The sequence below is a fragment of the Amycolatopsis acididurans genome, assembly GCF_012328925.1.
In the GTDB taxonomy this organism is placed as follows: domain Bacteria; phylum Actinomycetota; class Actinomycetes; order Mycobacteriales; family Pseudonocardiaceae; genus Amycolatopsis_E; species Amycolatopsis_E acididurans.
On the sequence record NZ_JAAXLS010000026.1, the window covers coordinates 21,993 to 42,755 of the forward strand.

Sequence of the window (20,763 nt, forward strand, 5' to 3'; positions counted from 1 at the left end):
CCGGTGAACCAAACGGGAACCAATCTATCCCTTCACAATCGACGTGGATCTGTGGTGCAGTGTTCTCCGCACACCGACTGGCGTTTCGCGCAGGGTTCGCGGGACGTCCGATATCCCGCGCGCCGAAATGATCTGAAGGAGACGACCGGGTGCCAAGGGCGACATGTGGTTTCGCGGGCCTTGTCCTGCTGGTTCTGTGGGCTGCCCGCCCGTGGCGGAAGACCGGCAAGCGTGCCCGGAAAACCGGCGAGTTCGAGCGAATGATGAACAAGTACAAACGCGAGCGCGTGTTCGGTAGCCGGTAACCGCTACCACAGAGTCCACAATAGACACCTTTACCCCGCCCGGCGGCTACCGGCCCGCTTGGTCCAGCGCGCCCTGCAGGGACTGCAGGTAGCCCTCGCTGGTGACGGTGGCGCCGCTGATCATGTCGATCTTGTCGCTCTGCGCCTTGAGTGTGTCCTGGACCAGGATCGGCAGTGCGTAGGAGTTGATCTCCTCGTCCCTCGGGTTGTTGTCCGGGTACTGGACCACGTTGACCGCCGTGATCTTGCCTGCCGACACGGTGAGCTGCACCTGCACCGGACCCCAGCGCGTCTGCGCGACCGGTCCGGTCACGGTCTTGGTGTCCTGTGTGGACGATCCGCTGGGGCTGGCGCTACTGCTGGCGCTGGGGCTGGTGGTTTCGCCGCCGGAGCCGGGCAGCGGGGTCGAGGGCGCCACCACGCCCGACCCGGACGCGAGCGCGCCGGAGGTGGAGGTGTGGTAGCCGAACAGCAGCACCAGCACGGTGATCGTGGACAGCATCCACATGACAATGCGTTTCATCGGTTCACCACTTGAAGTTCTCGATGTGGAGCCGCTCGGCCGGAACGCCGGCGGCCTCGACCGTGCGGCGGACCGCCGCCGTCCATGCTTCGGGGCCGCACACGTACACGTCGCGTTCGGCGATGTCGGGCACCCAGACGGTGAGCGCGGTCAGGTCGTCGGCCCCGTCGGCGTTGGTACCGATCCAGGAGTCCGGGGCGCGACGGTGGCCGGGCAGCCACATCAGCCCGAGCCCGCGCTCGCGGGCGAGCACCCGGAACTCGCGCTCGAACAGCGGCCGTTCGGTGAACCGGTGCAGCACCACGGCCTCGCCGGGCGCGTAGTCGAGGCCTTCGGCCAGCGCCCGCAGCGGTGTGATGCCGACACCGGCGCCGATCAGCGCGACCTTGCGCCGCGACCGCGCCCGCGCGCTGAGCCTGCCGTAAGGGCCCTCGAACAGGACGCGCGTCCCGGGCCGCAAGGCCGGCGTCCGGGCGCTGTTGTCACCGAGGTTCTTGACCGTGATGCGCAGGCTGCGGCCGTCCGGGGCCGCCGACAGGGAGTACGGATTGCCACGCGACCACTGTGTGCGGCCGAGGAACCGCCAGGTCAGAAACTGGCCCGCCTCGACGGGCAGCCGGTGCAGATCCCGTCCGGTCAGGTACACCGAGTACACGCCGTCGCCCTCGGGCACGACAGACGTGACGCGCAGTCCGTGCCGCAGGTTGCGCCACACCGGCAGTGCGACACGCCAGATCAGCACCGCACCGGCCGTCGCCGCCCACAGCGTCCACCAGAAGACGGTCGCGCCGGGCGAGGCCAGGAACTCCTGCCCGGTCCACAGCTGGTGCGGAAGCGCGAGGCCCGCACCGAGGTAGCCGTAGAGGTGCAGCAGGTGCCAGGACTCGTAGCGGATCCGGCGGCGCGCGGCCTTGACGCTGGTCACCACGACCAGCACCAGGCACACGGTGCCCGCCAGCGCCAGCAGCATGCCCGGATAGGTCGTGGTGAGGTCCCAGAACGTGCCGGGTATCGCGGTCAGGCGGCCGGCCGCGTAGCCCCAGGTGATCAGCACGAGGTGCGCGAGCATCAGGTTGAACGAGGTGAAGCCGATGATGCGGTGCCGGCGGATCAGCTCGTCCTGGCCGAACGCGTGCTCGACCAGGGGAAGGCGCGCCATCATCAGCACCTGCACCAGCAGCAGGTCCGCCGAGAGCAGCCCGGTGATCCGGCCGGCCGAGGTCAGGCCGGTCTCCCATCCGGTGAACGCCTGGAAGCCGCCGCCGGCCGCCCACCAGTAGGCGACGAGCAACAGACTCAGCCACAGCAAGGAGCCCACGGCCAGGCGGACCCCGGCGTCGAGCCGGGCCCGGTTCGACGCCGGGGCGGCCGCGGTGTGCCGGCGCACCGGCACGGCCGTCATGTGTTGGACCCCTGCTGCTGGTCACCGTCACGGAAGGTGCCCCGTCCGCCGCGGCCGTCGAAGTCCGGCGGGGTGCCGTAGCCGCCCGGCAGATGGCGGAAATCCCCGGATCCGGTGCGGTCCGCCTGGCCAGAGCCCGCGGTGGCCCGGCCGACGGCGAAGCCACCGGCCGCACCGGCGACCAGCGCCGCGACGGCGAAACCGGCCACCACGGCTGACCGGACTCCGCGGTGCTGCGGTGCGGGCGGCGGCGGGGTCGGCCACGCCGCGAGCGACGGGTCCGGCCGGCCCGGCGGCGGAGGTGTCGCCCCGCCCGCGGCGTCGGGCGAGGGTTGCGGCGGAGCGGCCTGTGGTGGGTGGCCGGCACCGCCCTGCTCGGGTGTGGGCGGTTCCCATCGCGAGCCGCTGTGTGGTGTGTCGTTGTCTTGCACGGCGATCCTTCTGTCCGGGTCGGCACATCGTGACCCGGCTGCCTGAGATCACCTGAAAAAAGGCCTGTGTGTCAGCTATGAACGAGGGCGAGCGGGACCCGCTTGATCCCGCTCGCCCGTGGTCTTCCGGTTCAGATGGCGCTGCAGGGGCGCTGGGGCGGCATCGGCGCCTGGACCCAGGACGGCACGGCGCGCAGCAGGATGCTGCTGCCGATGCCGGCCTGACTGGTCGACCAGGCGAGCGGGTCCGCCGGTGCGCTCGCGTAGCCCTCCAGCATGTCGGCCAGCCCGATCGCGAACGAGCCTCCCGCCGTGGTCGGCGCCACCCCGGCCCGCCGGTACGCGGTGTCGACGGCGTCGGCGAAGCGCTGGACGTGCGCGTCGTCGGCTCCGGTCCGCAGCACGAGATTGTCGGCCCTGCTCAGCGAGTGTCCGAGCGCCACGGAGTCGCCGGTGTACCCGGCCGTACAGATCAACCGGGCACCTTGCGGGCCGTCGCCCTGGGCCAGTGCCTGCGCGATCTGCGTCATGGCATCGGGCTCGGCCGCCGAAGCGGCCGGGGTGAACAGGATCGTCATGCCGGCCGCCAGCATGACGGCCGGCGTCGTGCCCACAAGTCGGGAGATCGCCATTGAATGCTCCGTTCGGACCGAAAATCTACAGCCTTTAGGCTGACAGGTCCGGCGCCCGGGGTCAAGCGTTGCCCCCGGGGCGAGCGCGTTCATCGTCCATTGGCGACGGAGAGCATGTCCTCCATGGTCACGAACTTGACGCGCGGCCGACCGGCCGCCGCGCCCCGCTCGCGCTCGGCCGCATCGATGCGCTGCCAGCCCGCCACATCGACGACTTCGGGCACTCGCTCGTTCATCAGGGCCGCGAAGTCCTCGTGCGTGCGCACCGGTTTGCCCAGTCGTCCGGCGGCGAAGTCGTCGATGAGCGCGGCGACCGTCTCCTCCGCGCAGACCTTGTTGCTGCCGATGACCCCCGTGGGGCCGCGTTTGATCCAGCCCGCGCAATACACTCCCGCCAGCGTCTCGCCGGTCTCCGGCTCCAGGACGCGACCGGAGCGGTTGGGCAGGATGGCTTTCGCCGGGTCGAAGGGCAAACCCGCGAGGGGTTGCGAGGCGAAGCCGATCGCGCGCACGACCAGTGACGCCTCGAGCGTGCGCGTCGTGCCGGTGTCCACGAGCAGCGGCTCGCCGCCCGAGCGGTCGATTCGCTGGCCGGCGAGGGTGATGCTCTCCACCGAAGTCGTGCCGTTCAGCGCGAGGGGGACCGACAGGAAACGCAGGTCGATTCGACGACGGGCACCGGAAGCCGCGGCGTTCAGGATGACCTGGGCACGTCGTCGCCGGGAATCGTCCGTTGTGGTGCTCAGCGAGGACTCGAAGTGCGCGAATTCCTCCTGCGGGCAGGTCACGGTCAGATCGACGCCCGGGAGCTGCGAGAGTTCCTCCAGCTCGCCGGCGCTGCACGCGATCGACTCCGGGCCACGGCGGCCGACGATGACCACCTCCCGGATGTTGCTGCGGCGCAACGCTTCGAGCGCATGGTCGGCGATGTCCGTTCGCGACAGTGCCGAGGGATCGCGGCTGAGCACGCGCCCGATGTCGAGTGCCACGTTGCCGTTTCCGATGATCACGGCGCGCTCGCCGGACAGGTCCACGGAGTCCGCGGAGTGGTCCGGATGGCCGTTGTACCAGGCCACGAAGTCCTTGGCACCATGCGAACCCGGCAGGTCCTCGCCATCGATGCCGAGTCGCCTGTCGTCCTGCGCGCCCGTCGCGACGATCACGGCGTGGTGGTACTCCAGCAGCTCCTCGACCGTGATGTCGGTGTCCACGTGCACAGCGAAGAAGCAGTGCACGTTCGGCCGGGCCAGCACGGAGGCGAACCGGTCGCCGATCAGCTTGGTGTGCGGGTGATCCGGCGCCACTCCGGACCGCACGAGACCGAACGGCGCCGGTTGCCGGTCCAGCACCGTGACCCGCGTGCCGCGGTTGGTGGCGAGTTCGGTGATCGCGTAGCAGGCCGCGGGGCCGGTGCCGATCACGGCGACCCGCAGCTCCTCGGCATCCTCGGGAGGCCGGGGACGCCGGTGGTGAACCGGGATCCGGTCATAGTCCGAAATGGGCGAGAAGTAGCTCGCGTTGACGTCCAGGTAGTCCGACAGCTCCGCGGGAAGGCCGTGGTCGGGGTGGATGGCGTCGACCGGGCACTCCTCGACACACGCGCCGCAGTCGATGCAGACCGCGGGGTCGATGTAAAGCTGCTCGGCGGTCTCGAACTCCGGGTCGCCCGGCCTCGGACGGATACATTGGACCGGGCACACGCTGACACATGAAGCGTCGCGACAACAGCCCTGAGTAATGACGAACGTCATCTCCTAGTGTGCCTCCTCGCACTGGCTTGACAGCTCATCATAGTAATCTTTGTTAAGATGAGGCACAATGGTCACCGTCGGCGCGGACGGGAAGGAAGCGGCACGATGAACGCGAAGAAGGACCTGGCGGTCGAGTTCGATCACCACTCCCCGGACTTCAACCGCGATCCGGTACCGGATCTGGCGGCCCTGCGGAAGAAATGCCCGCTCGGCTACACCGAAAGCCATGACGGCTACTGGGTAGCGACCACTTACGACAACGCGCGGCGGGTGCTGAGCGAGCCGGAGAACTTCACCGTCGAGCGCAGCGCCGACGGCCTGCGTGGCGGCAAGCTGATCCCCTCGGCGCCGCACGCCCCGCTGATCCTTCCCGGCGCGCTGGACGGCAAGCCGCACGATCGCCTGCGGGATCCGCTGCGCCGCTATTTCCTGCGCCCGTACGTGGAAAAGCGCATGGCCGACACGGTCCGCGGCATCGTGCGCGACCTCATCGCCGGCCTGCGCACGCGCGAGGAGTTCGACTTCGCCGCCGAGTTCAGCTTCGAGCTGACCGTACGCACGATCTTCCACTTCGTGGGGCTGGACAACGACATCGCCGACAAAGCCGAGTTCATCCGGATGCTCGAGGACGCGTTCGCGATCGACCCCGAGGCCGGCTCCGACCGGGATTCGGTCGCCGAAGTCACGTCGTCGCGGTACCTCGAAGCCGAAGCGCTGGTCCGGCGCGTCGTCGAGACACGCAAGGCCGCCGACGATCCCGGGGACGACCTCATCGGCATCATGGTCGCGGCGGAACCGGCGCTCGCCGTCGACGAGATCGTGTCGCTGACCCTGTCGCTGGTACTCGGCGGCGTGCGCACCACGGCCGCGACGCTGGAGAACATCGTCTGGCACCTGGACGCCGACCGCGAGCTGCGCCGGGAACTGGCGGCCGACCGCGGCAGGATCCCGCGCGTGGTCGACGAGCTCGTCCGCTACTACCCCGCCACACCGGTGGTCGCCAGGACCGCCGTGCGCGACGTGGAGCTCGACGGCGTGCCGATCAAGGAGGGCGACCGCATCGCGGCCGTCATCCCCGCCGCGAACCTCGACGAGGACCGGTTCCCCTGCGCGGAACGCATCGACCCGGACCGGCGGGACGGGCCGCCGCTCACGTTCGGCGCCGGAATCCACTACTGCATGGGTGTCTGGCTCGCCAAGATGGAGCTTCGCCTTGCGATCGAGGGCCTGCTGGACAACATGCCCGGCTACACGGTGGACCGCGAAAAGTCCCGCCGGTTTGAGAAACTCGGGGTGAACAACGGCTGGGCGAGGCTCGTCGTGCACCCCGGGCCGGCGACACGGTGATCCGCCGATCAGCGCCGATCCCCGCCTAATCTGTGTAAAATTAACTACAATTAGCCCTTGAAGCCCTGCTGGGAGCCGTACATGCTCGATCATCTGGACCCGCCGCGCCGAGCGCGCGTGCAGCCCCGCCTCGCCGAGGCGATCGCGGCCGAGCTGCGCGAACGGATCCTCAACGGGGCATACGGCGAGGGCATGCTGCCCAAGCAGGAAGAGCTTATCGCCGAGTTCGGCGTCAGCGGGCCGCCGGTACGTGAGGCGCTGCGCATCCTGGAGGTCGACGGCCTGATCACGGTGCGCCGGGGCAAGGTCGGCGGCGCCGTGGTGCACCGGCCGGACGGCGGCGCGGTGTCGCACGCGCTGGGCATGACGCTGCAGGGCGAGCGCGTGTCGCTGCGCGACGTGGCCGAATCGGTGCTCCAGCTGGAACCGATGTGCGCCGCCGGCTGCGCGCGCATGCCGGACCGCGCCACGCTGCTGCGCCCGGTTCTGGAAGCCAACATCGCCGAGACCGAAAAGGCCATCGGGGACGGGCCGGCGTTCACCCACCGGTCCCGGCTCTTCCACGACCTGATCGTCGCCCACGTGCCGCAGGTGACGATCCGCCTGGTCGTGCGCAGCGTGCTGGCGGTGTGGACCGCGCAGGAGGAGACGTGGGCACACGAGGTGGCCGAGGCCGGCCGCTACCCTAACCGGCGTGAGCAGCGCGCCGTCCTCGACGCGCACAAGCGCATCGCCGAGATGATCTTCAAGGGCGACGCGGACGAGGCCGAGCGTCTCGCCCGTGCCCACACCCGCGGCGTGCAGAAACGGGTGATCGCGGAGTTCGGCAACCGCACGGTGGACGCGTCCTCGGCGCGTGCGGTACGGGGTTTGCGCGAGGTCACCGCGCGGCATTCCGACCTGCAGCTGCGCCAGCAGGCCTGACCGGAGGGGCCCGGCGAACCGGGCCCCGGCACGCTTCACCGCGGTAACCCCAGCACGCGCTGGGCCAGGATGTTCAGCTGAATCTGTTCCGAACCGCCGTAGATCGACGCGGCCCGCGAGTACAGGTAGCGCCGCAGCCAGGGTGAGGTCTCCGCACCCAGCAAGGCCGCCGGGCCGAGCAGCTTGACGGCGCTTTCGTGCAGCGCCTGGTCGACCTCGGTCATCAGCAGTTTGTCCACCGACATCTCCGGCCCCGGCGGGGTGTCGGAATCGTCGCGTTCGCCCAGCCTGCGGCCCACATGCTGGCTCAGCACGCGGTACAGCACTTCCAGCCGCCCCAGCTCCCGGCGCGCCAGCGGATCGCCGGGGCGGGTGCGGGCCAGCTCCCCGCGTAGCTCGTGCAGGGCGGCGCCGAACTTCGACAGGTACCCGACGTCGGCCGCGCCACGCTCGTAGGCGACCGTCATCATCGCGATGCCCCAGCCGTCTCCCTCCGCGCCGACGCGGTTCTCCGCCGGAACCTCGACGCCGTCGAGGAAGATCTCGGAGAACTCGGACTCGTCGGTGATCGCGCGGATCGGGCGGACCTGCACCCCCGGCAGCCGCATCGGCACGATGAACGCGGAAATCCCCTTGTGCCGCCCGTCGGCCGGGCCGGTGCGGGCCAGCAGCAGGCAGTAGTCGGCGTAATCCCCGTACGTCGTCCAGACCTTCTGCCCGGTGATCGTGTACGTGCCGTCGCCGGGCACCGCACGGGTGGCGATCCCGGCGAGGTCCGAACCGGCGTTCGGCTCGCTGAAGCCCTGGCCCCAGTAGTCGTCGCCGCTGAGCAGGCCGGGGAGGTAGCGCCGGCACTGTTCCTCGGTCCCCCATTTCAGCAGGGCCCGGCCGAGGTAGCCGATGCGCGGCGCGTCGGGGGCGCCGAACTCGCCGATCTCCTCGTTGAGCACGACGTCGTAGATGTTGCCGAGGCCCTGGCCGCCGTACTCGCGGGGCCAGGACAGGCCGACCCAGCCGCCGCGGAACAGCGTCTGGTGCCAGCGCTTGAGGAACAGCGCGTGTGGTTCGTCCGGTTCCGGCTCGATCACGTTCGCCGCGAGCCAGGTCCGCAGCCGGGCGCGGAACTCCGCGAGGTCCTCGGTCATCGTCCGGCCCCTTCCAGTTCGTCGTGCAGCAGTCCGTAGAGGTGCTCGGCCGAGCCGAACACGGCCGCATCGGCCACCACGCGGCGCAGGTGCAGGTGCGCCGGGAACTCCCAGGTGATCGCGACTCCGCCGAACACCTGGATCGCGGCCTCGACGACGGACACCGCCGCCTCGGACGCGTAGGCCTTGGCCACCAGCGTCGCCGTGTGCGGGTCTTCGCCGGTGTCGATCGCGCGTGCGGCGTGGGTCAGCGTGCTGCGCATGGCTTCGACCTCGGTGAAGGCACGCGCGAGGATGTGCTGGATCGCCTGGAACGACCCGATGGCCTGGCCGAACTGCACGCGCTGCTTGGCGTACTCGACCGCCTTGGCGAACAGGCCCTCGGCCGCGCCGAGCAGGTCGGCGGTCACGAGCAGCCGCGCGAAATCCTCACACTGCCGCGCGTCGACGGCCCCGAGCCGCTCCGGCACGCCCTCCGTGCGCGCCACGCCCCGGGTGAGATCCCCGGCGGGCACCGGTTCACCGATCGCGACGGCGACCAGTTCCCCGCCGTCGATCGCGATCGCCCTGCCGAGCGAGGTGGTGTCCCAGGCCGTTCCGCCGGCCGCGCCCAGGGCGCCGAAATCGTCGGCCAGTACCACGGTCGCGGGCTCTTCCGGGGCGGCACCGGCCAGCCGCAGCGCCTCGCCCGCCACCAGGGATCCGACCAGCGGCGCGCCGCAGACCACTTTGGACAGCTCGGCCACCACGAGCGCGGTCTGCGTGGCCGTGGCCATCGGCGCACCGTCGTCGCCCGCGTCCCGCAACGCCGTGAAACCGGTCTCGTTCAACGCTTTCCAGCAGCCGTCGTGCCGACCGGCATCGCAGTGCCCGGCGATCTCCGCCGCGGTCTCGCGCAGCAGCGCGTCCTCGTTCATCGTTTCCACCATTGCGCGGGCTTCGCCGCCTTCCGGTCGAGTCCTTCGGCGCCGAGGGGGTTGCCGACCTGGGTGTACATCAGCGCGGTGTCCAGTGCCTGCGCGCGCGTGCGGTCCAGCGACTGCCACATGGCCTTGACCGTGCCCTGGATCGCGGCCGGTGGTTGCGCGGCGATCGCGTCGGCGAGCTGCCTGGCGCGCGCGTCGAGTTCGTCCCTCGGCACGATCTCGGTGACCAGGCCGGCCGATTTCGCGGTCTCCGCGGTCATCCGCTCGTACAGCCCGAGCAGCGCCATCCGCAGCGTCTCGGAGAAGTGCATCCGGTAGGACAGCGCGATCGGTTCCAGCGCTGCGACCATGCCGTAGGTCACGTGCGGGTCGAAGAACGTCGCCTCCGGGCTGCAGATCACGATGTCGCATTCGGTGATCCAGTAGAACGCGCCACCGGCGCACATTCCCTGCACCGCGGCCACGACCGGCTTCCACACGCCGTTGCGCTTCGGGCTGAGCTGATGCCCGGGGTCCTCGTTCTCGGCCCACGGCGCGGCCTTGTCCAGCCACGGGCTGTCGGAAGCCCCGGTGCGCTCGGTGACGTCCAGTCCGGTCGAGAACGCGCGATCGCCGGCCGCCCGCAGGACGACGGCGTTGATTTCCGGATCCTCGCGTATCTCCGTCCACAAGCGAGCGAAGTCGGCACGCATCGCTTCGTTGAACGCGTTGAGCACGTCGGGCCGGTTGAGCGTGACGACCGCGACTCCGGTGTCGGTGCGCTCCAGCAGAATCGTCTCGTAGGGGTGCCCGGTCATGGAACCCTCATCTTTCAGCACGGGTTGATACGGTACCTTATCTTTAATATCTTTACATACATTCATGGCGTCATCGAGGACAGGAGCGACATGCCCACCGCACAAGATCTCTTCTCGCTGCAAGGAAAGTCGGTGCTCCTGACCGGTGCCACCGCAGGGCTCGGCCGCAGGTTCGCCGAGACGCTCGCCGAGGCGGGCGCGAAGGTGGCGATCGTCGGCCGCCGCAGCGAACTGCTCGCCGAGATCGCCGCGAAGAATCCCGGCTGCGTCCCGGTGCCCGCCGATCTCTCGCAGCCCGCGGCGGTGCCGGCGCTGGTGGCCAAGGCGGTCGCCGAGGTCGGCGACATCGACGTCCTCATCAACAACGCCGCCTACATCGCGGGCGGTGTCCGGGCCGAGGACGAGACCCCCGAGGACATCGACACCACGCTCAACGTGAACCTGATCTCGCCGATCCTGCTGACCCAGGCGGTGTTCCCGGCCATGAAGGAACGCGGGAACGGCTCGATCATCAACGTCACGTCGATCGTCGCGCGCGCCGGCATCGCGCGGTTCCCGCAGGCCACCTACGCCGCGTCGAAGGGCGGCCTCGAATCCATCACCAGGGAGTGGGCCGCGCAGTGGGCCCGCCACGGAATCCGGGTCAACGCCATCGCGCCCGGGTTCTTCGAAAGCGAGATGACGAGCGAAGTCCTTCGGCACCAGAAGGTCCAGGACTGGGTGCGCGCCAACACGCTCATCCCGCGGGCCGGTACCGCCGCCGACTTCGACGGTGCCCTGCTCTACCTCGCCAGCGACGCCAGCGGGTACGTGACAGGACAGACCATCGTCGTCGACGGCGGCTGGACCGCGCACTGAGGTGGCCATGGGCTCAGCCGCGGTCCGCCGGGACCGCGGCGAGCTCGGCCCGCAGCGCCCGGCGCAACAGCTTCCCGGTTTCGCTGTAGGGCAACGCATCGCGCTCGACCACAATGGACGGTGCACGCGAAGACCGCAGCCGCTGCGTGACCCACGTCCGCAGTTCGTCGGCGTCGGCGTGCCGCCCCGGCTCGAACACAACGGCGGCTGCCACCGTCTCACCCCATTCGGTGTCCGGTACGCCGACCACGGCCACCTCCGCCACCGCCGGATGGCGGAACAGCACGTCCTCGATCTCGCCCGGCGACATGTTCTCCCCGCCGCGCACGATCACGTCGTCCGCCCGGCCCTCGATGAACAGGTAGCCCTCGGCGTCGAGCCTGCCGTTGTCGTTGGTGCGGAACCATCCGTCGGCGTCGCGCGCGTCGGTGCCTTCGTACTCCCCCGCGACCTGCTCACCGCGGACGAACACCTCGCCGACCTCGCCCGCCGGTAGCACGCCGCCGTCGGCATCGCGAATCTCGATCTCCACGCCCGGTACCGCGCGCCCGACCGAGCCGAGCCGGGCCCGGACGGTGGGATCGCCGGACGCCGCGGCGGTCCGGTGGTCGGCCGGGCCGAGCAGCGCGATCGTCGAACTGGTCTCGGTCAGTCCGTAGGCGTTGACGAAACCGACGTGCGGCAGCAGGGTCATGGCCCGTTCGACGACGGGAGTCGGCATCCGCCCGCCGCCGTAGGACAGGTGCCGCAGGTGCGGCAACTCGGTCCCGGTCTGCTCGAGCAGGTCGAGAATGCGGCCGAGCATCGTCGGCACGATCATCGCGTGCGTGACGCGTTCCCGCGCCGCGGTCTCCACCCACTGACGTGGCTCGAACTGGGGCAGGTACACCAGCCGCCGGCCCAGATACACATTGGACAGCACGGCCGCCATCCCGGCGATGTGGTACTGCGGCACGCTGACCAGCGCGGCCTCATCCGGCTCGGCGGCCATGAACTCCACTGTGGACAGAATGTAGGACACCAGGTTGTGGTGGCGCAGCAGCACCAGCTTCGGAGTTCCGGTCGTCCCGCTGGTGAACAACGCGATCGCGACCTCCGAGCCGCCGTCGCCGGGTTCGGCCGGAGCCGGGGCGAGCAACTCGCCTTCCGTCGCGAAATCCAGCTTCGGCACGCCCTCGATCCGCGGCCGGGTCCGCTCGTCGGCGACGACGACGGCGGGTGCCGCGCGAGCCAGCACCTCGCGGAGCCGGTCGTCGGCAAGCCGGTAGTTGACCGCGGTGAAGGGCACCTGGGCCAGCGCACTGCCGAACACCATCGCCGGGATGGCCTCGGAGTTGACGCCGGCAAGCACCAGCCGCCCCGCGCCCCGCGCGGTCAGCTGCCCGCCGACCGCGCGGGCCTGCTCGCGCAGTTCCGCGAAGGTCGTGTCGCCGACAGCACGCCGGTCCCCCGCCGAGTCGGCCGCCATGTCCAGCAACATCGCGATGTTCATCGCGCCACCACCTCCGCGTCGTGTTTCAGGACAACCCCTCGCTCCGCCAGTGCGGTGATCTCGCCGCTGTCGAAGCCCAGGTCGCGCAGCACCTCATCGGAGTGCTCCCCGAGGGCGGGCACGCTCTCCCCCACCGGTGTCGCGCTCCAGAAGCCGCCGACGACGTCGAGCGCGCCGTAGCCGGTGGTCCGCAGCGAACGGCTCATGCCGAGCGCACGGTGCGCCGGGTCGTCGAAGAAGGCGTCCATGCGGTCGAACTCGACCCGGGCGGCCGGAACCCCGGCGAGGCGTAGTTCGGCGAGCAGGTCGTCGACGGTCCGGTCGCGGAACGCTCGTGCGGGCGAGGCGGTGCCCGTCAGCCCGTACAACCGGGCCTGCTCGTCCTCGGTGAGGGCGGCGATCGCGACCCAGCCGTCGCGCACGGGCATGATCCGGTGCGCGGGCGAGACGCCGGTCTGCCCGGCGTCGATGCGATCCACGCGAAGCGGCTCGCCGTCCAGTGGCACGGCGACCTCGCTCGCCATCGTCATGCCCGCCGCGAGCAGGGAGGTGGCCGCCTCACCGACGACACCGGTGCGCTCGCGCTGGACCAGCTGCAGCAACGCGCCGACCGTGGCGGCGAGTCCCGCTTGGACGTCCAGAATGGAGTTGCGCAGCCACATCGGGCCCGCGTCCGCACCCGCGTTCGCCCGCTCCCATCCGGTGAGCGCCTGCGCGGTCGGGTCGTAGCCAGGGTAGGCCGCGAACGGCCCTTCCTGGCCGTTGGCGCTGACGTGGCTGAACACGACGCGGGGGTTGATCGCCCGCAGGCCGGGGCCGTCGATGCCGAGCCTGGCGGCGGCACGCAGGCGCATGTTGTGCAGCACGATGTCCGCGCTCGCGATGAGCCGCCGCAGCGGTTCCGCCGCCTCCGGCGCCTTGAGGTCGAGCGCGATCGACCGCTTCCCGCGGTTCGAGCCCGCGAACTGGGTCAGGCCGCGCCCGCGGTCGCCGGAGCCCGGCTCGACCTTGACCACGTCGGCACCGAGATCGGCGAGGCACTGGGCACCGTAGGGACCGGCGACGACACTGCCGAAGTCGAGCGCGCGAAGTCCCTCCAGCGGCAGGGTCCGTGCGGCGGCGCGGGCCAGTCCGGGACGAGGGTCACCGAAGGCGGCGAGGACTTCGGCGAGGTCGCTCTCGCCGAGCCGGGGCGCGGGCGAGCGTAGGGCGCTCGGCGGGCTCGTCCGGATCGGCGGGCCGACCTGCAGGCACCGGCCGATCGCGGTGTCGTCGACCTCGACCACGTAGCCGTTGACGCGCGCTTGGTCCTCGCTGAAGCAGTCGCCGAGGTCACGGATGCGCATGCACGGCACGTCGGCTTCGGCGAACTCCGCGCTCCAGTGCGCCGAGTCGTGCTGCCGGAACACCTCCTGCCATTCGTCCCGGTTCTCCGGCGTCACGCCGATCTCGGAGAGGTCCACTTTGTCCATGACCGCGAGGGTTTCGAGGACCGGCGGCGATTCCAGCCAGCCGCCCATCGCACCGGCGAGCTGGATCCATTCGCCGTCGCCGCATTCGAAGATGCTCAGCGCCGCGTCCGGCCAGATCTTGGGCAGCGTGTGCCCGGTCAGGCCGGCGGGCAGGCGTTCGGCGCGCTGCCAGTACAGCGCCGCGGGCGCCAGCGCACCCTGGAAGACGCTCGTGTGCATGGCGGCCACCGTGCCGGTTCGCTCACGTTGCACGAGCCGGGCGAGCACACCGGCGGCCAGCAGATACCCGGCGCACCAGCTCGGGAACGGCATGCGGATGAACACCGGGCCAGCCCGGTTGCCCTGCTGCTCGTCCATGAATCCCTCGGCGGCCTGCACGAGCGAGTCGCTCGCCGCCCAGTCCTGGCGCGGGTGCCCCTCCGGATAGGCCGGCACCGTGCCGAGAATCAGGTGCGGGTGGCGGCGCGCCAACGAGTCCTCGTCGAGGCCGAGTGCACGGGCCTGCCCGATCGGCAGTGAATGCACGAGCACGTCCGCCCTGGCCAGCAGCTCGTCCAATGCGGACTGTCGCGTGGCATCGAGGACGACGCCGCGCTTGCCGCGGTTCCACGTCGCGAATCCGGCGGGCCACAGCCGTCGCGCCGGGTCCCCGCCGGGCCGCTCGACCTTGACGACCTCCGCCCCGGCCTCGGCCAGCAGGCGCGCCGCGAACGGGCCCGGGATCCCCTCGGCGAGTTCCACGACCCGCAGCCCCGCGAGTACCGACTCGGACATGGTCACCTTCCGTCCACTGTGGAGAACAGCGCCACGCTGCTCAGTTCCGAGATGGGTCCACCGGAGACCAGGCACAGCTGCGCGTCCGGCACCGGGTTGCTGGATTCGCCCCGCAGCAGGCGGACCGCCTCGACCGCGTTGCCCATGCCGTGCAGGAAACCCTCGGCGAGATCGCCGCCACCGGTACAGATCGGCAGCTTCCCGTCCGGTGCGATCAGGTTCTCGAACGTCAGCACCTCGCCCGCGTTCTCCGCGGTGCAGAAACCGAGATCGATCAGCGCCGACACGGCGGGCCCGGTGAAGTTGACGTAGAGCTGCACGGCGTCGATGTCGGCCGGGGTGGTGCCCGAACGCTCGAACACCCGCCGTCCGGCCGAGACCTGCGACGACGACGTGTACGGCTCGTGGTTTTCGTCCAGCTCGCCCCACTTGGGCCCGTCCGCGCCGATCGCCGACGCCAGGAGGTGGACCGGCTTGTCCGTCAGGTCACGGGCGCGCTCGGCGGAGGTCAGGATGATCGCCGCCGCGGCGTCGTTCTCCCGCGAGGAATCGAACAGGCGCAACGGTTCCGCGATCCAGCGCGAGGATTCGTACTTCTCGTCGGTGAGCTCCATGCCGTGCCCGACCGCATCCGGGTTCTTGCCCGCGTGGTGGTAGCAGGCCCGCGCGATGGCCCGCAACGCCGAAGGCGGCACCCCGTCGTGCTCGATCAGCCGCTGCGTGCGCAATCCCAGTGCCTGTGCCGGGGAATCGACGCCGTGCGCGGCGTAGTGCGGCCCGAACACGCCCTGGCTGACGGCCTTGGCCAGCCGTCCGCTCGAGGATTCGGCGGTCGCGCGGTAGACGACGACGGTCTCCGCGTGCCCGGACAGGATCGCGGCCTCGGCCATGGCGATCGCTCCGGCGCTGCCGCCACCGCCGCCGCCCCACACCAGGCTGGTCCACCGCAGTTCCCGGGTGCCCAGCGGCCCCGCGAGGCGTGTGCCCTCCTGGACATCGGCGCCGTAGGAACAGAAGCCGTCGATCTCGCTCGCCGGGATCCCCGCATCGGCCGCGGCCGCGTCGATCGCCTTGAGCAGAAGCTTACGCTCGGCGTCGGGCGACGTGCCGCGCTTGTGGTACGGCGTGATGCCGATTCCCGCAACCGCCACACCGGCGGGCCGCTTGCTCATGGTCAGGACTCCTTCGTCCACGTCAGCACCGGCAGATCCGCCGTGCGCCCGGATGCCGCGACGAACGTGCCGCGCACCCGGTCGCCCACGCGAACGGCTCCGCCGGTCAGCAACCCGATCAGTCGTGCTCCGCCGGCCTGCGGCAGTTCGACCAGCACGTTCTCGTAGGGCACGAGGTCGGCGTAGGCGGGCACGAACGGGTAGTGGGTGCGGATCCAGCTGAACACCGTGCCCACCGGCTCGACCGCCTCCCAGCCGAGGTCGTACGACCCGCACGCGGGGCAGCGCCAGTCCGGGGGCCAGGCCCAGCGGCGACACGAGTCGCAGCGCTGGATGCGCAGTTCGCGCTCACCGAGGCCCTCCCAGTAGGGCGCGTCGACCCGCTGCGAGAACTCCGCCGCGGCGTTGCGTTCCCCTGTCATGAGCCGTGCACCAGCACATCGCCGGACAGGTCGGCGAACAGACCCGCGAACGGCACGTCCTCGACGCTGCGCAGCAGCCGCGCCTGCGTCTGCGAACGGCCCCAGGGCAGTCGCCGGATCGGCTGGCTGCACCGGGACAGCCACGACAGGTCGGTCTCGTCGCAGAAGCCCATCGCCCCGAACATCTGGTGCCCGGTGCGGAACACGGTCTCCGCGACCTCGATCGCGGACATCCGCAGCGCCACCGCGTCCGCGGCCGCCCCCGGCTGTCCACTGAGGACGGACCACAACGTGTACTTCGCCAGCTCCTCGAAGCCCTGCAGGCTCGCCGCGGTGTCGGCGAGCTGGAACTGCAGCGCCTGGAAGGCCGCCAATGGCTTGCCGAACTGCTCACGATCCAGCAGGTGCCGCCGGGTCATCCGCAGCGCCTCCTCGGCCATGCCCAGCAGCACCCAGCACGGCAGGGTCAGCGCGAGCGGCGCGAGCCCCTCGTCCGCACCCCACTCGCCCACCTCGACCGGACAGGTCAGGGCACCGAGCCGGGAGCCGACGCGCGGGCCCACCGAGACGACGGGCGCGCGCCGGCCGTCACCGTCGAGCGCGGTCCATCGCAGGTCCGGGTCCACGTCGGCCAGGTTGATCCGCGGATTCGGCAGCGGCACGACGGCGATCGCGTCGGCCCCGGTTCCTCCGGCGAGGCGCTCGGCCACCGGATACGGCAGCGCCCAGCGGCCCGCCGCGCGGCACACCACCGCGGCAGCCTCACCATCCACTTCGGACTCGCGGGGCCGCAGGTCCCAGATCCCGATGTCCTCCAGCAGTTTCCGGATCGCGTCCACCGGCGCACCGGCGTCGGCCTTCCGCGCGGGCTCGAATCCGCCGGCCTTCCGGAAGGCGCCTTCGAGGATGCCCTCCAGGTCCCGTGCCTCGTCGCTCAGCTCGGTCCTCATTTCGCCCCCAGCAGGGTCCGCGAGAGCAGGATGCGCTGCACCTCGATGCTGCCGGACGCCACGGTCGCGGCCTGGGCGTAGCGCCAGTGGTCGTCCACCGCGCGCTCGAACAGCCTGGCCGGATCGCCCGCGCCCACGGCACGCTCCTCGATCATGTCCATCAGCACTTCCGCCACTTCCTGGTCCACCTGTGTCGCGACGATGCGGTACGCGGCCGCGTCGGCCGGATCGACGGTGCCCGTTTCCTGCTTCTCGATGACGCGGTATGCCAGCAGCCGCGCTTGCCTGGTGTGCACCAATGCCTTGGCCCACCGCTGTTTCAGCTCGACGGGGAACTCCTCCCACCGGTCGGCGAGCATCTCGCGCGCGAGGTTGAGCAGCCGGTCGCAACGCGCGTAGCGGGCGATGCCGACCCGTTCGTAGGCCAGCGCCTCCCGCACGATCGACCAGCCCTGGTCGACCTCACCCAGCACGTCCTGCTGGGTCACCGGCACGTCGTCGAAGTACACCTCGTTGAGGTGGTGCGGGCCGACCAGCGCCTTGATCGGCACCACCCTGATGCCCGCGCGGTCCATCGGCACCAGGAACACCGTGATGCCATGGTGTTTCTTGCTGCCCCGGCTGGTGCGGGCCAGCAGGAAGCACCACTGCGCCATCGTCGCGTAGGAGGTCCAGATCTTCTGGCCGCGTACCCTCCACCCGTCAGTGTCGGGCACCGCGGCGGTGCGCAGCGAGGCGAGGTCCGAACCGGCTTCCGGCTCCGAGAAGCCCTGGCACCAGATGACCTGGCCGCGGGCGATGCTCTCGAGGTGCCGGGCCTTCTGTTCGGCGGTGCCGAAGCGCATGATGGCGGGTCCGACCCAGTTCACGCCCATGTACTGCGCGCCGCGGGGCTCGAAATGCGCCCACATCTCCTCGCGCATGATCGCCTGTTCCCATGGCGTGGACGCGGCGCCGCCGTACTCGACGGGCCAGGCGGGTGTCAGTTGTCCCTTGTCCGCGAGCAGTTTGCAGAAGTTCTGCGCCCGCTCCAGATCGCGCGGGTCGTTGGTGAACGCGCCGAGGTAGTCCCGCGGCATCGCCGACCGCACGAGCTCGCGCAGTTCGCGGCGTAACTCCGCGCCACGCTCGGAATCATTGAAGTCCACAGGAACCTTCCCGTCTCACACGATGGCGAAGCCTGCGTCGACCGGGAGGGACACTCCGGTGACGTGCTTCGTGGCGTCGGACGCGAGCCAGAGGACGGCCGCGCTGATCTCTTCGGGTTTCAGCCGGCCCGCGTGCATCGCGTCGCCGAAACCCGTCGCGACGCGTGCCTTGTTGTGCTCGACCCAGGTCCGCATCGCCGGGTTGTCGATCATCGGGGTGTCCACCGCGGTCGGGTGGACGCAGTTGACCCGGATGTCGTGCGGCCCGAGTTCGAGCGCGTAGGCGCGCATCAGGCCGACCTGGCCGTGTTTGGCCGCGGTGTAGGCGTCGCTTCGCGGGTCCCCGCGCGACATGCCCTTCAGCCCGGAAGTCGAGTTTATGAGGATGACGCTGCCGCCGCGGCCGCCGTCGATGAGCTCGGCCTTGGTCGCCTGGATGGTGTTCCAGGCCCCGGTCAGGTTGACCGCGAGGTAGTCGTTCCAGATCTCGTTCGGCGTGTGCGTCTCGTGCTCGGGAAAGCCCTGGGCGATTCCGGCGTTGGCGATGACGATGTCCAGCCGTCCGAAGGCCGCCACGCCCTGCCGCACGGCTTCGCCGAGCTGTTCCGGTGACCGGACGTCGGCGACCACGCCGATCCCCTTGCCACCGGCTTCTTCCACCGCGGCGACCGTCTCCATGAGATCGTCCAATGCGGACATCGGGTAGGGCACGGTCGGGATCTGCGCGCAGCAGTCGGTGGCGATGACCGACACCCCGGCCCGCGCCAGTGCGATCGCGTGCGAACGTCCCTGCCCGCGCGCGGCACCGGTGATGAAGGCGACCTTGCCCGTCAGCTCGGTACTCATGACGCCACCGGTGCGTTGTAGATCGACTTGAGCGTGTAGTACGCCGCCAGTCCTTCCGGCCCGAGCTCCCGGCCGAGTCCGCTGGCCTTGCGGCCGCCGAACGGCGCTTCCATGCTCAGGTCGTAGCCGTTGATCCCGATGGTGCCGGTCTCCACCCGCCGCGCGACCCGCATGCCGCGCTCAGGATCGGCCGTGAAGACCGAGCCGCCCAGTCCGTACTCGGAATCGTTGGCGATCTCGACGGCCTCGTCCTCGTCGCGGTACGGGATCACCACCAGTACCGGTCCGAAGATCTCCTCCTGGGCGATCTTCATCCGGTTGTGCACGCCACGGAAAACCGTGGGCGCGTAGTAGAACCCACGGGACGGAGCCGAGGGCCGGGCGCCGCCCAGCACGATTTCGGCCCCCTCGCGGTTGCCGATCTCGACATACTTCTCGACCCGGTCCCGCTGGCGCGCGCTGACGAGCGGGCCGAAGTCGGTGTTCCGGTCGGACGGATCGCCCATGCGGGCGCTGCGCATGCCGCCGACGACGGCGTCGACCACCGAGTCGTAGCGGCTTTCGGGCGCGAGAATCCTGGTGCAGGAGTAGCACACCTGGCCGGAGTTCGGGGCGCACAACCGCGTGACCTGACCGGTGAAGGCGTCGAGGTCGGCGTCCTCCAGCAGGATCGCCGCGCTCTTGCCACCCAGCTCCAGCGTCACCGGCTTGAGCGCGCTGCCGCACGCGGCCGCGATCTCACGTCCCGCCGCCGACGAGCCGGTGAAGGCCACTTTGGACACCAGCGGATGTTCCACGAGGGCCATCCCGGTGTCGCGGCCGCCGGTGACCACGTTGAGCACACCGGGCGGGAAACCGGCTTCCAGCATCGCTTCGGCCAGCCAGTGGGCGTCGAGGCTCGTCTCGGGCGCGGGCTTGAGCACGGCGGTGCAGCCCGCCGCCAGTGCCGGCGCGAGCTTCCACGCGACCAGGATCTGCGGCCCGTTCCACGGCGCGATGATCCCGACCACGCCGACCGGCTCGCGGCGCACGACCGCGTGTGCCGCCTGCCCGGGTCGGCTGTCCTCTTCGGACGTTCCGTCGACCAGATCGGCGTAGTACCGGTACGCCGCGGCGGCACCGTAGGCGTTGCCCCAGCGCGTCATCTTCACCGGCATGCCGTTCTGGCGGGTGATCAGCGCGGCCAGCTCCCCGGCACGGGACTCGATGATCTCGGCGAGCCGGCGCAGCAACGCGGCGCGGTCGACCGGCCCGAGCTTGCGCCACCGGTCCGCGCGGAACGTCGCCGAGGCCGAACGCACGGCCGCGTCCACATCGGCCGCGGTGGCGACCGGGACCGACCCGATCACCTCTTCGGTGGCCGGGTTGACGAGCGTGATCCGCTCGTCGCCCGCACCCGCCAGCGGGCGGCCGTCGACCAGCAGATGGTCGAGGACGGTGGTCATG

The 20,763-nt window shown here is 70.6% G+C and carries 20 protein-coding genes; 4 read left to right on the top strand and 16 right to left on the bottom strand.

Annotated elements, in window-relative coordinates; genetic code table 11:
• Window positions 1-149 precede the first annotated feature (149 nt).
• Window positions 150-305, top strand: coding sequence for a hypothetical protein (locus tag HFP15_RS27915; protein WP_168519737.1), 156 nt, complete (start codon window positions 150-152; stop codon window positions 303-305).
• A 46-nt stretch (window positions 306-351) separates the two neighbouring features.
• Here the strand turns inward: HFP15_RS27915 and HFP15_RS27920 are convergent, their stop codons facing one another.
• The 5 genes from HFP15_RS27920 to HFP15_RS27940 all read right to left on the bottom strand — a co-directional run bounded on the left by HFP15_RS27920 (window position 352) and on the right by HFP15_RS27940 (window position 5,044).
• A complete protein-coding gene (locus HFP15_RS27920) occupies window positions 352-828 on the bottom strand; it encodes an FMN-binding protein (RefSeq protein WP_168519738.1) in 477 nt (158 codons plus the stop codon).
• A 4-nt stretch (window positions 829-832) separates the two neighbouring features.
• Window positions 833-2,230, bottom strand: a complete 1,398-nt coding sequence (locus HFP15_RS27925) for a ferredoxin reductase family protein (protein ID WP_168519739.1) — start codon at window positions 2,228-2,230, stop codon at window positions 833-835.
• Complete coding sequence (locus tag HFP15_RS27930) at window positions 2,227-2,661, bottom strand: hypothetical protein (RefSeq protein ID WP_168519740.1); 435 nt, start codon at window positions 2,659-2,661, stop codon at window positions 2,227-2,229. The genes HFP15_RS27925 and HFP15_RS27930 overlap by 4 nt, the downstream gene beginning before the upstream one ends.
• A gap of 131 nt (window positions 2,662-2,792) precedes the next feature.
• Window positions 2,793-3,293 (bottom strand): hypothetical protein, encoded by a 501-nt coding sequence (locus HFP15_RS27935; protein WP_168519741.1) that lies wholly within the window; start codon window positions 3,291-3,293, stop codon window positions 2,793-2,795.
• A gap of 89 nt (window positions 3,294-3,382) precedes the next feature.
• Window positions 3,383-5,044 (bottom strand): FAD-dependent oxidoreductase, encoded by a 1,662-nt coding sequence (locus HFP15_RS27940; protein WP_168519742.1) that lies wholly within the window; start codon window positions 5,042-5,044, stop codon window positions 3,383-3,385.
• 105 nt (window positions 5,045-5,149) lie between these two features.
• Between HFP15_RS27940 and HFP15_RS27945 the strand changes: the two genes are divergently transcribed.
• The gene (locus HFP15_RS27945) at window positions 5,150-6,391 is read left to right on the top strand and encodes a cytochrome P450 (protein WP_168519743.1); all 1,242 of its coding nucleotides are present in this window, start codon (window positions 5,150-5,152) and stop codon (window positions 6,389-6,391) included.
• An 81-nt stretch (window positions 6,392-6,472) separates the two neighbouring features.
• On the top strand, window positions 6,473-7,315 hold the full coding sequence (locus tag HFP15_RS27950) for a FadR/GntR family transcriptional regulator (protein WP_168519797.1): 843 nt from the start codon (window positions 6,473-6,475) through the stop codon (window positions 7,313-7,315).
• A gap of 35 nt (window positions 7,316-7,350) precedes the next feature.
• Here the strand turns inward: HFP15_RS27950 and HFP15_RS27955 are convergent, their stop codons facing one another.
• From HFP15_RS27955 to HFP15_RS27965, 3 genes are read right to left on the bottom strand one after another with little or no spacing between them, the layout of a single operon-like run.
• Complete coding sequence (locus HFP15_RS27955; RefSeq protein ID WP_168519744.1) at window positions 7,351-8,460, bottom strand: acyl-CoA dehydrogenase family protein; 1,110 nt, start codon at window positions 8,458-8,460, stop codon at window positions 7,351-7,353.
• Window positions 8,457-9,377 carry an acyl-CoA dehydrogenase family protein gene (locus tag HFP15_RS27960; RefSeq protein WP_168519745.1) on the bottom strand — a complete coding sequence of 307 codons (921 nt, stop codon included), beginning with the start codon at window positions 9,375-9,377 and terminating at the stop codon, window positions 8,457-8,459. The genes HFP15_RS27955 and HFP15_RS27960 overlap by 4 nt, the downstream gene beginning before the upstream one ends.
• The gene (locus tag HFP15_RS27965; protein WP_168519746.1) at window positions 9,374-10,183 is read right to left on the bottom strand and encodes an enoyl-CoA hydratase/isomerase family protein; all 810 of its coding nucleotides are present in this window, start codon (window positions 10,181-10,183) and stop codon (window positions 9,374-9,376) included. Before HFP15_RS27965 ends, HFP15_RS27960 begins: the two co-directional genes overlap by 4 nt.
• Before the next feature lie 90 nt (window positions 10,184-10,273).
• Here HFP15_RS27965 and HFP15_RS27970 point away from each other — a divergent pair, with 90 nt between their 5' ends.
• Complete coding sequence (locus HFP15_RS27970) at window positions 10,274-11,041, top strand: SDR family NAD(P)-dependent oxidoreductase (RefSeq protein WP_168519747.1); 768 nt, start codon at window positions 10,274-10,276, stop codon at window positions 11,039-11,041.
• A gap of 13 nt (window positions 11,042-11,054) precedes the next feature.
• Here the strand turns inward: HFP15_RS27970 and HFP15_RS27975 are convergent, their stop codons facing one another.
• The 8 genes from HFP15_RS27975 to HFP15_RS28010 are packed head-to-tail and all read right to left on the bottom strand — an operon-like array spanning window position 11,055 to window position 20,762.
• Entirely contained in the window at window positions 11,055-12,533 is a 1,479-nt protein-coding gene (locus HFP15_RS27975) for a class I adenylate-forming enzyme family protein (protein WP_168519748.1), read from the bottom strand.
• The gene (locus HFP15_RS27980) at window positions 12,530-14,779 is read right to left on the bottom strand and encodes a CaiB/BaiF CoA-transferase family protein (RefSeq protein WP_168519749.1); all 2,250 of its coding nucleotides are present in this window, start codon (window positions 14,777-14,779) and stop codon (window positions 12,530-12,532) included. Before HFP15_RS27980 ends, HFP15_RS27975 begins: the two co-directional genes overlap by 4 nt.
• Before the next feature lie 2 nt (window positions 14,780-14,781).
• Window positions 14,782-15,951, bottom strand: coding sequence for a thiolase C-terminal domain-containing protein (locus HFP15_RS27985; RefSeq protein ID WP_168519750.1), 1,170 nt, complete (start codon window positions 15,949-15,951; stop codon window positions 14,782-14,784).
• Between the two features lie 2 nt (window positions 15,952-15,953).
• Entirely contained in the window at window positions 15,954-16,373 is a 420-nt protein-coding gene (locus HFP15_RS27990; protein WP_168519751.1) for a Zn-ribbon domain-containing OB-fold protein, read from the bottom strand.
• The gene (locus HFP15_RS27995; RefSeq protein WP_168519752.1) at window positions 16,370-17,323 is read right to left on the bottom strand and encodes an acyl-CoA dehydrogenase family protein; all 954 of its coding nucleotides are present in this window, start codon (window positions 17,321-17,323) and stop codon (window positions 16,370-16,372) included. Before HFP15_RS27995 ends, HFP15_RS27990 begins: the two co-directional genes overlap by 4 nt.
• On the bottom strand, window positions 17,320-18,471 hold the full coding sequence (locus tag HFP15_RS43975; RefSeq protein ID WP_168519753.1) for an acyl-CoA dehydrogenase family protein: 1,152 nt from the start codon (window positions 18,469-18,471) through the stop codon (window positions 17,320-17,322). Before HFP15_RS43975 ends, HFP15_RS27995 begins: the two co-directional genes overlap by 4 nt.
• A 15-nt stretch (window positions 18,472-18,486) precedes the next feature.
• A complete protein-coding gene (locus HFP15_RS28005) occupies window positions 18,487-19,317 on the bottom strand; it encodes a mycofactocin-coupled SDR family oxidoreductase (RefSeq protein WP_168519754.1) in 831 nt (276 codons plus the stop codon).
• Window positions 19,314-20,762 (bottom strand): aldehyde dehydrogenase, encoded by a 1,449-nt coding sequence (locus tag HFP15_RS28010; protein ID WP_168519755.1) that lies wholly within the window; start codon window positions 20,760-20,762, stop codon window positions 19,314-19,316. The genes HFP15_RS28005 and HFP15_RS28010 overlap by 4 nt, the downstream gene beginning before the upstream one ends.
• Window position 20,763 lies beyond the last annotated feature (1 nt).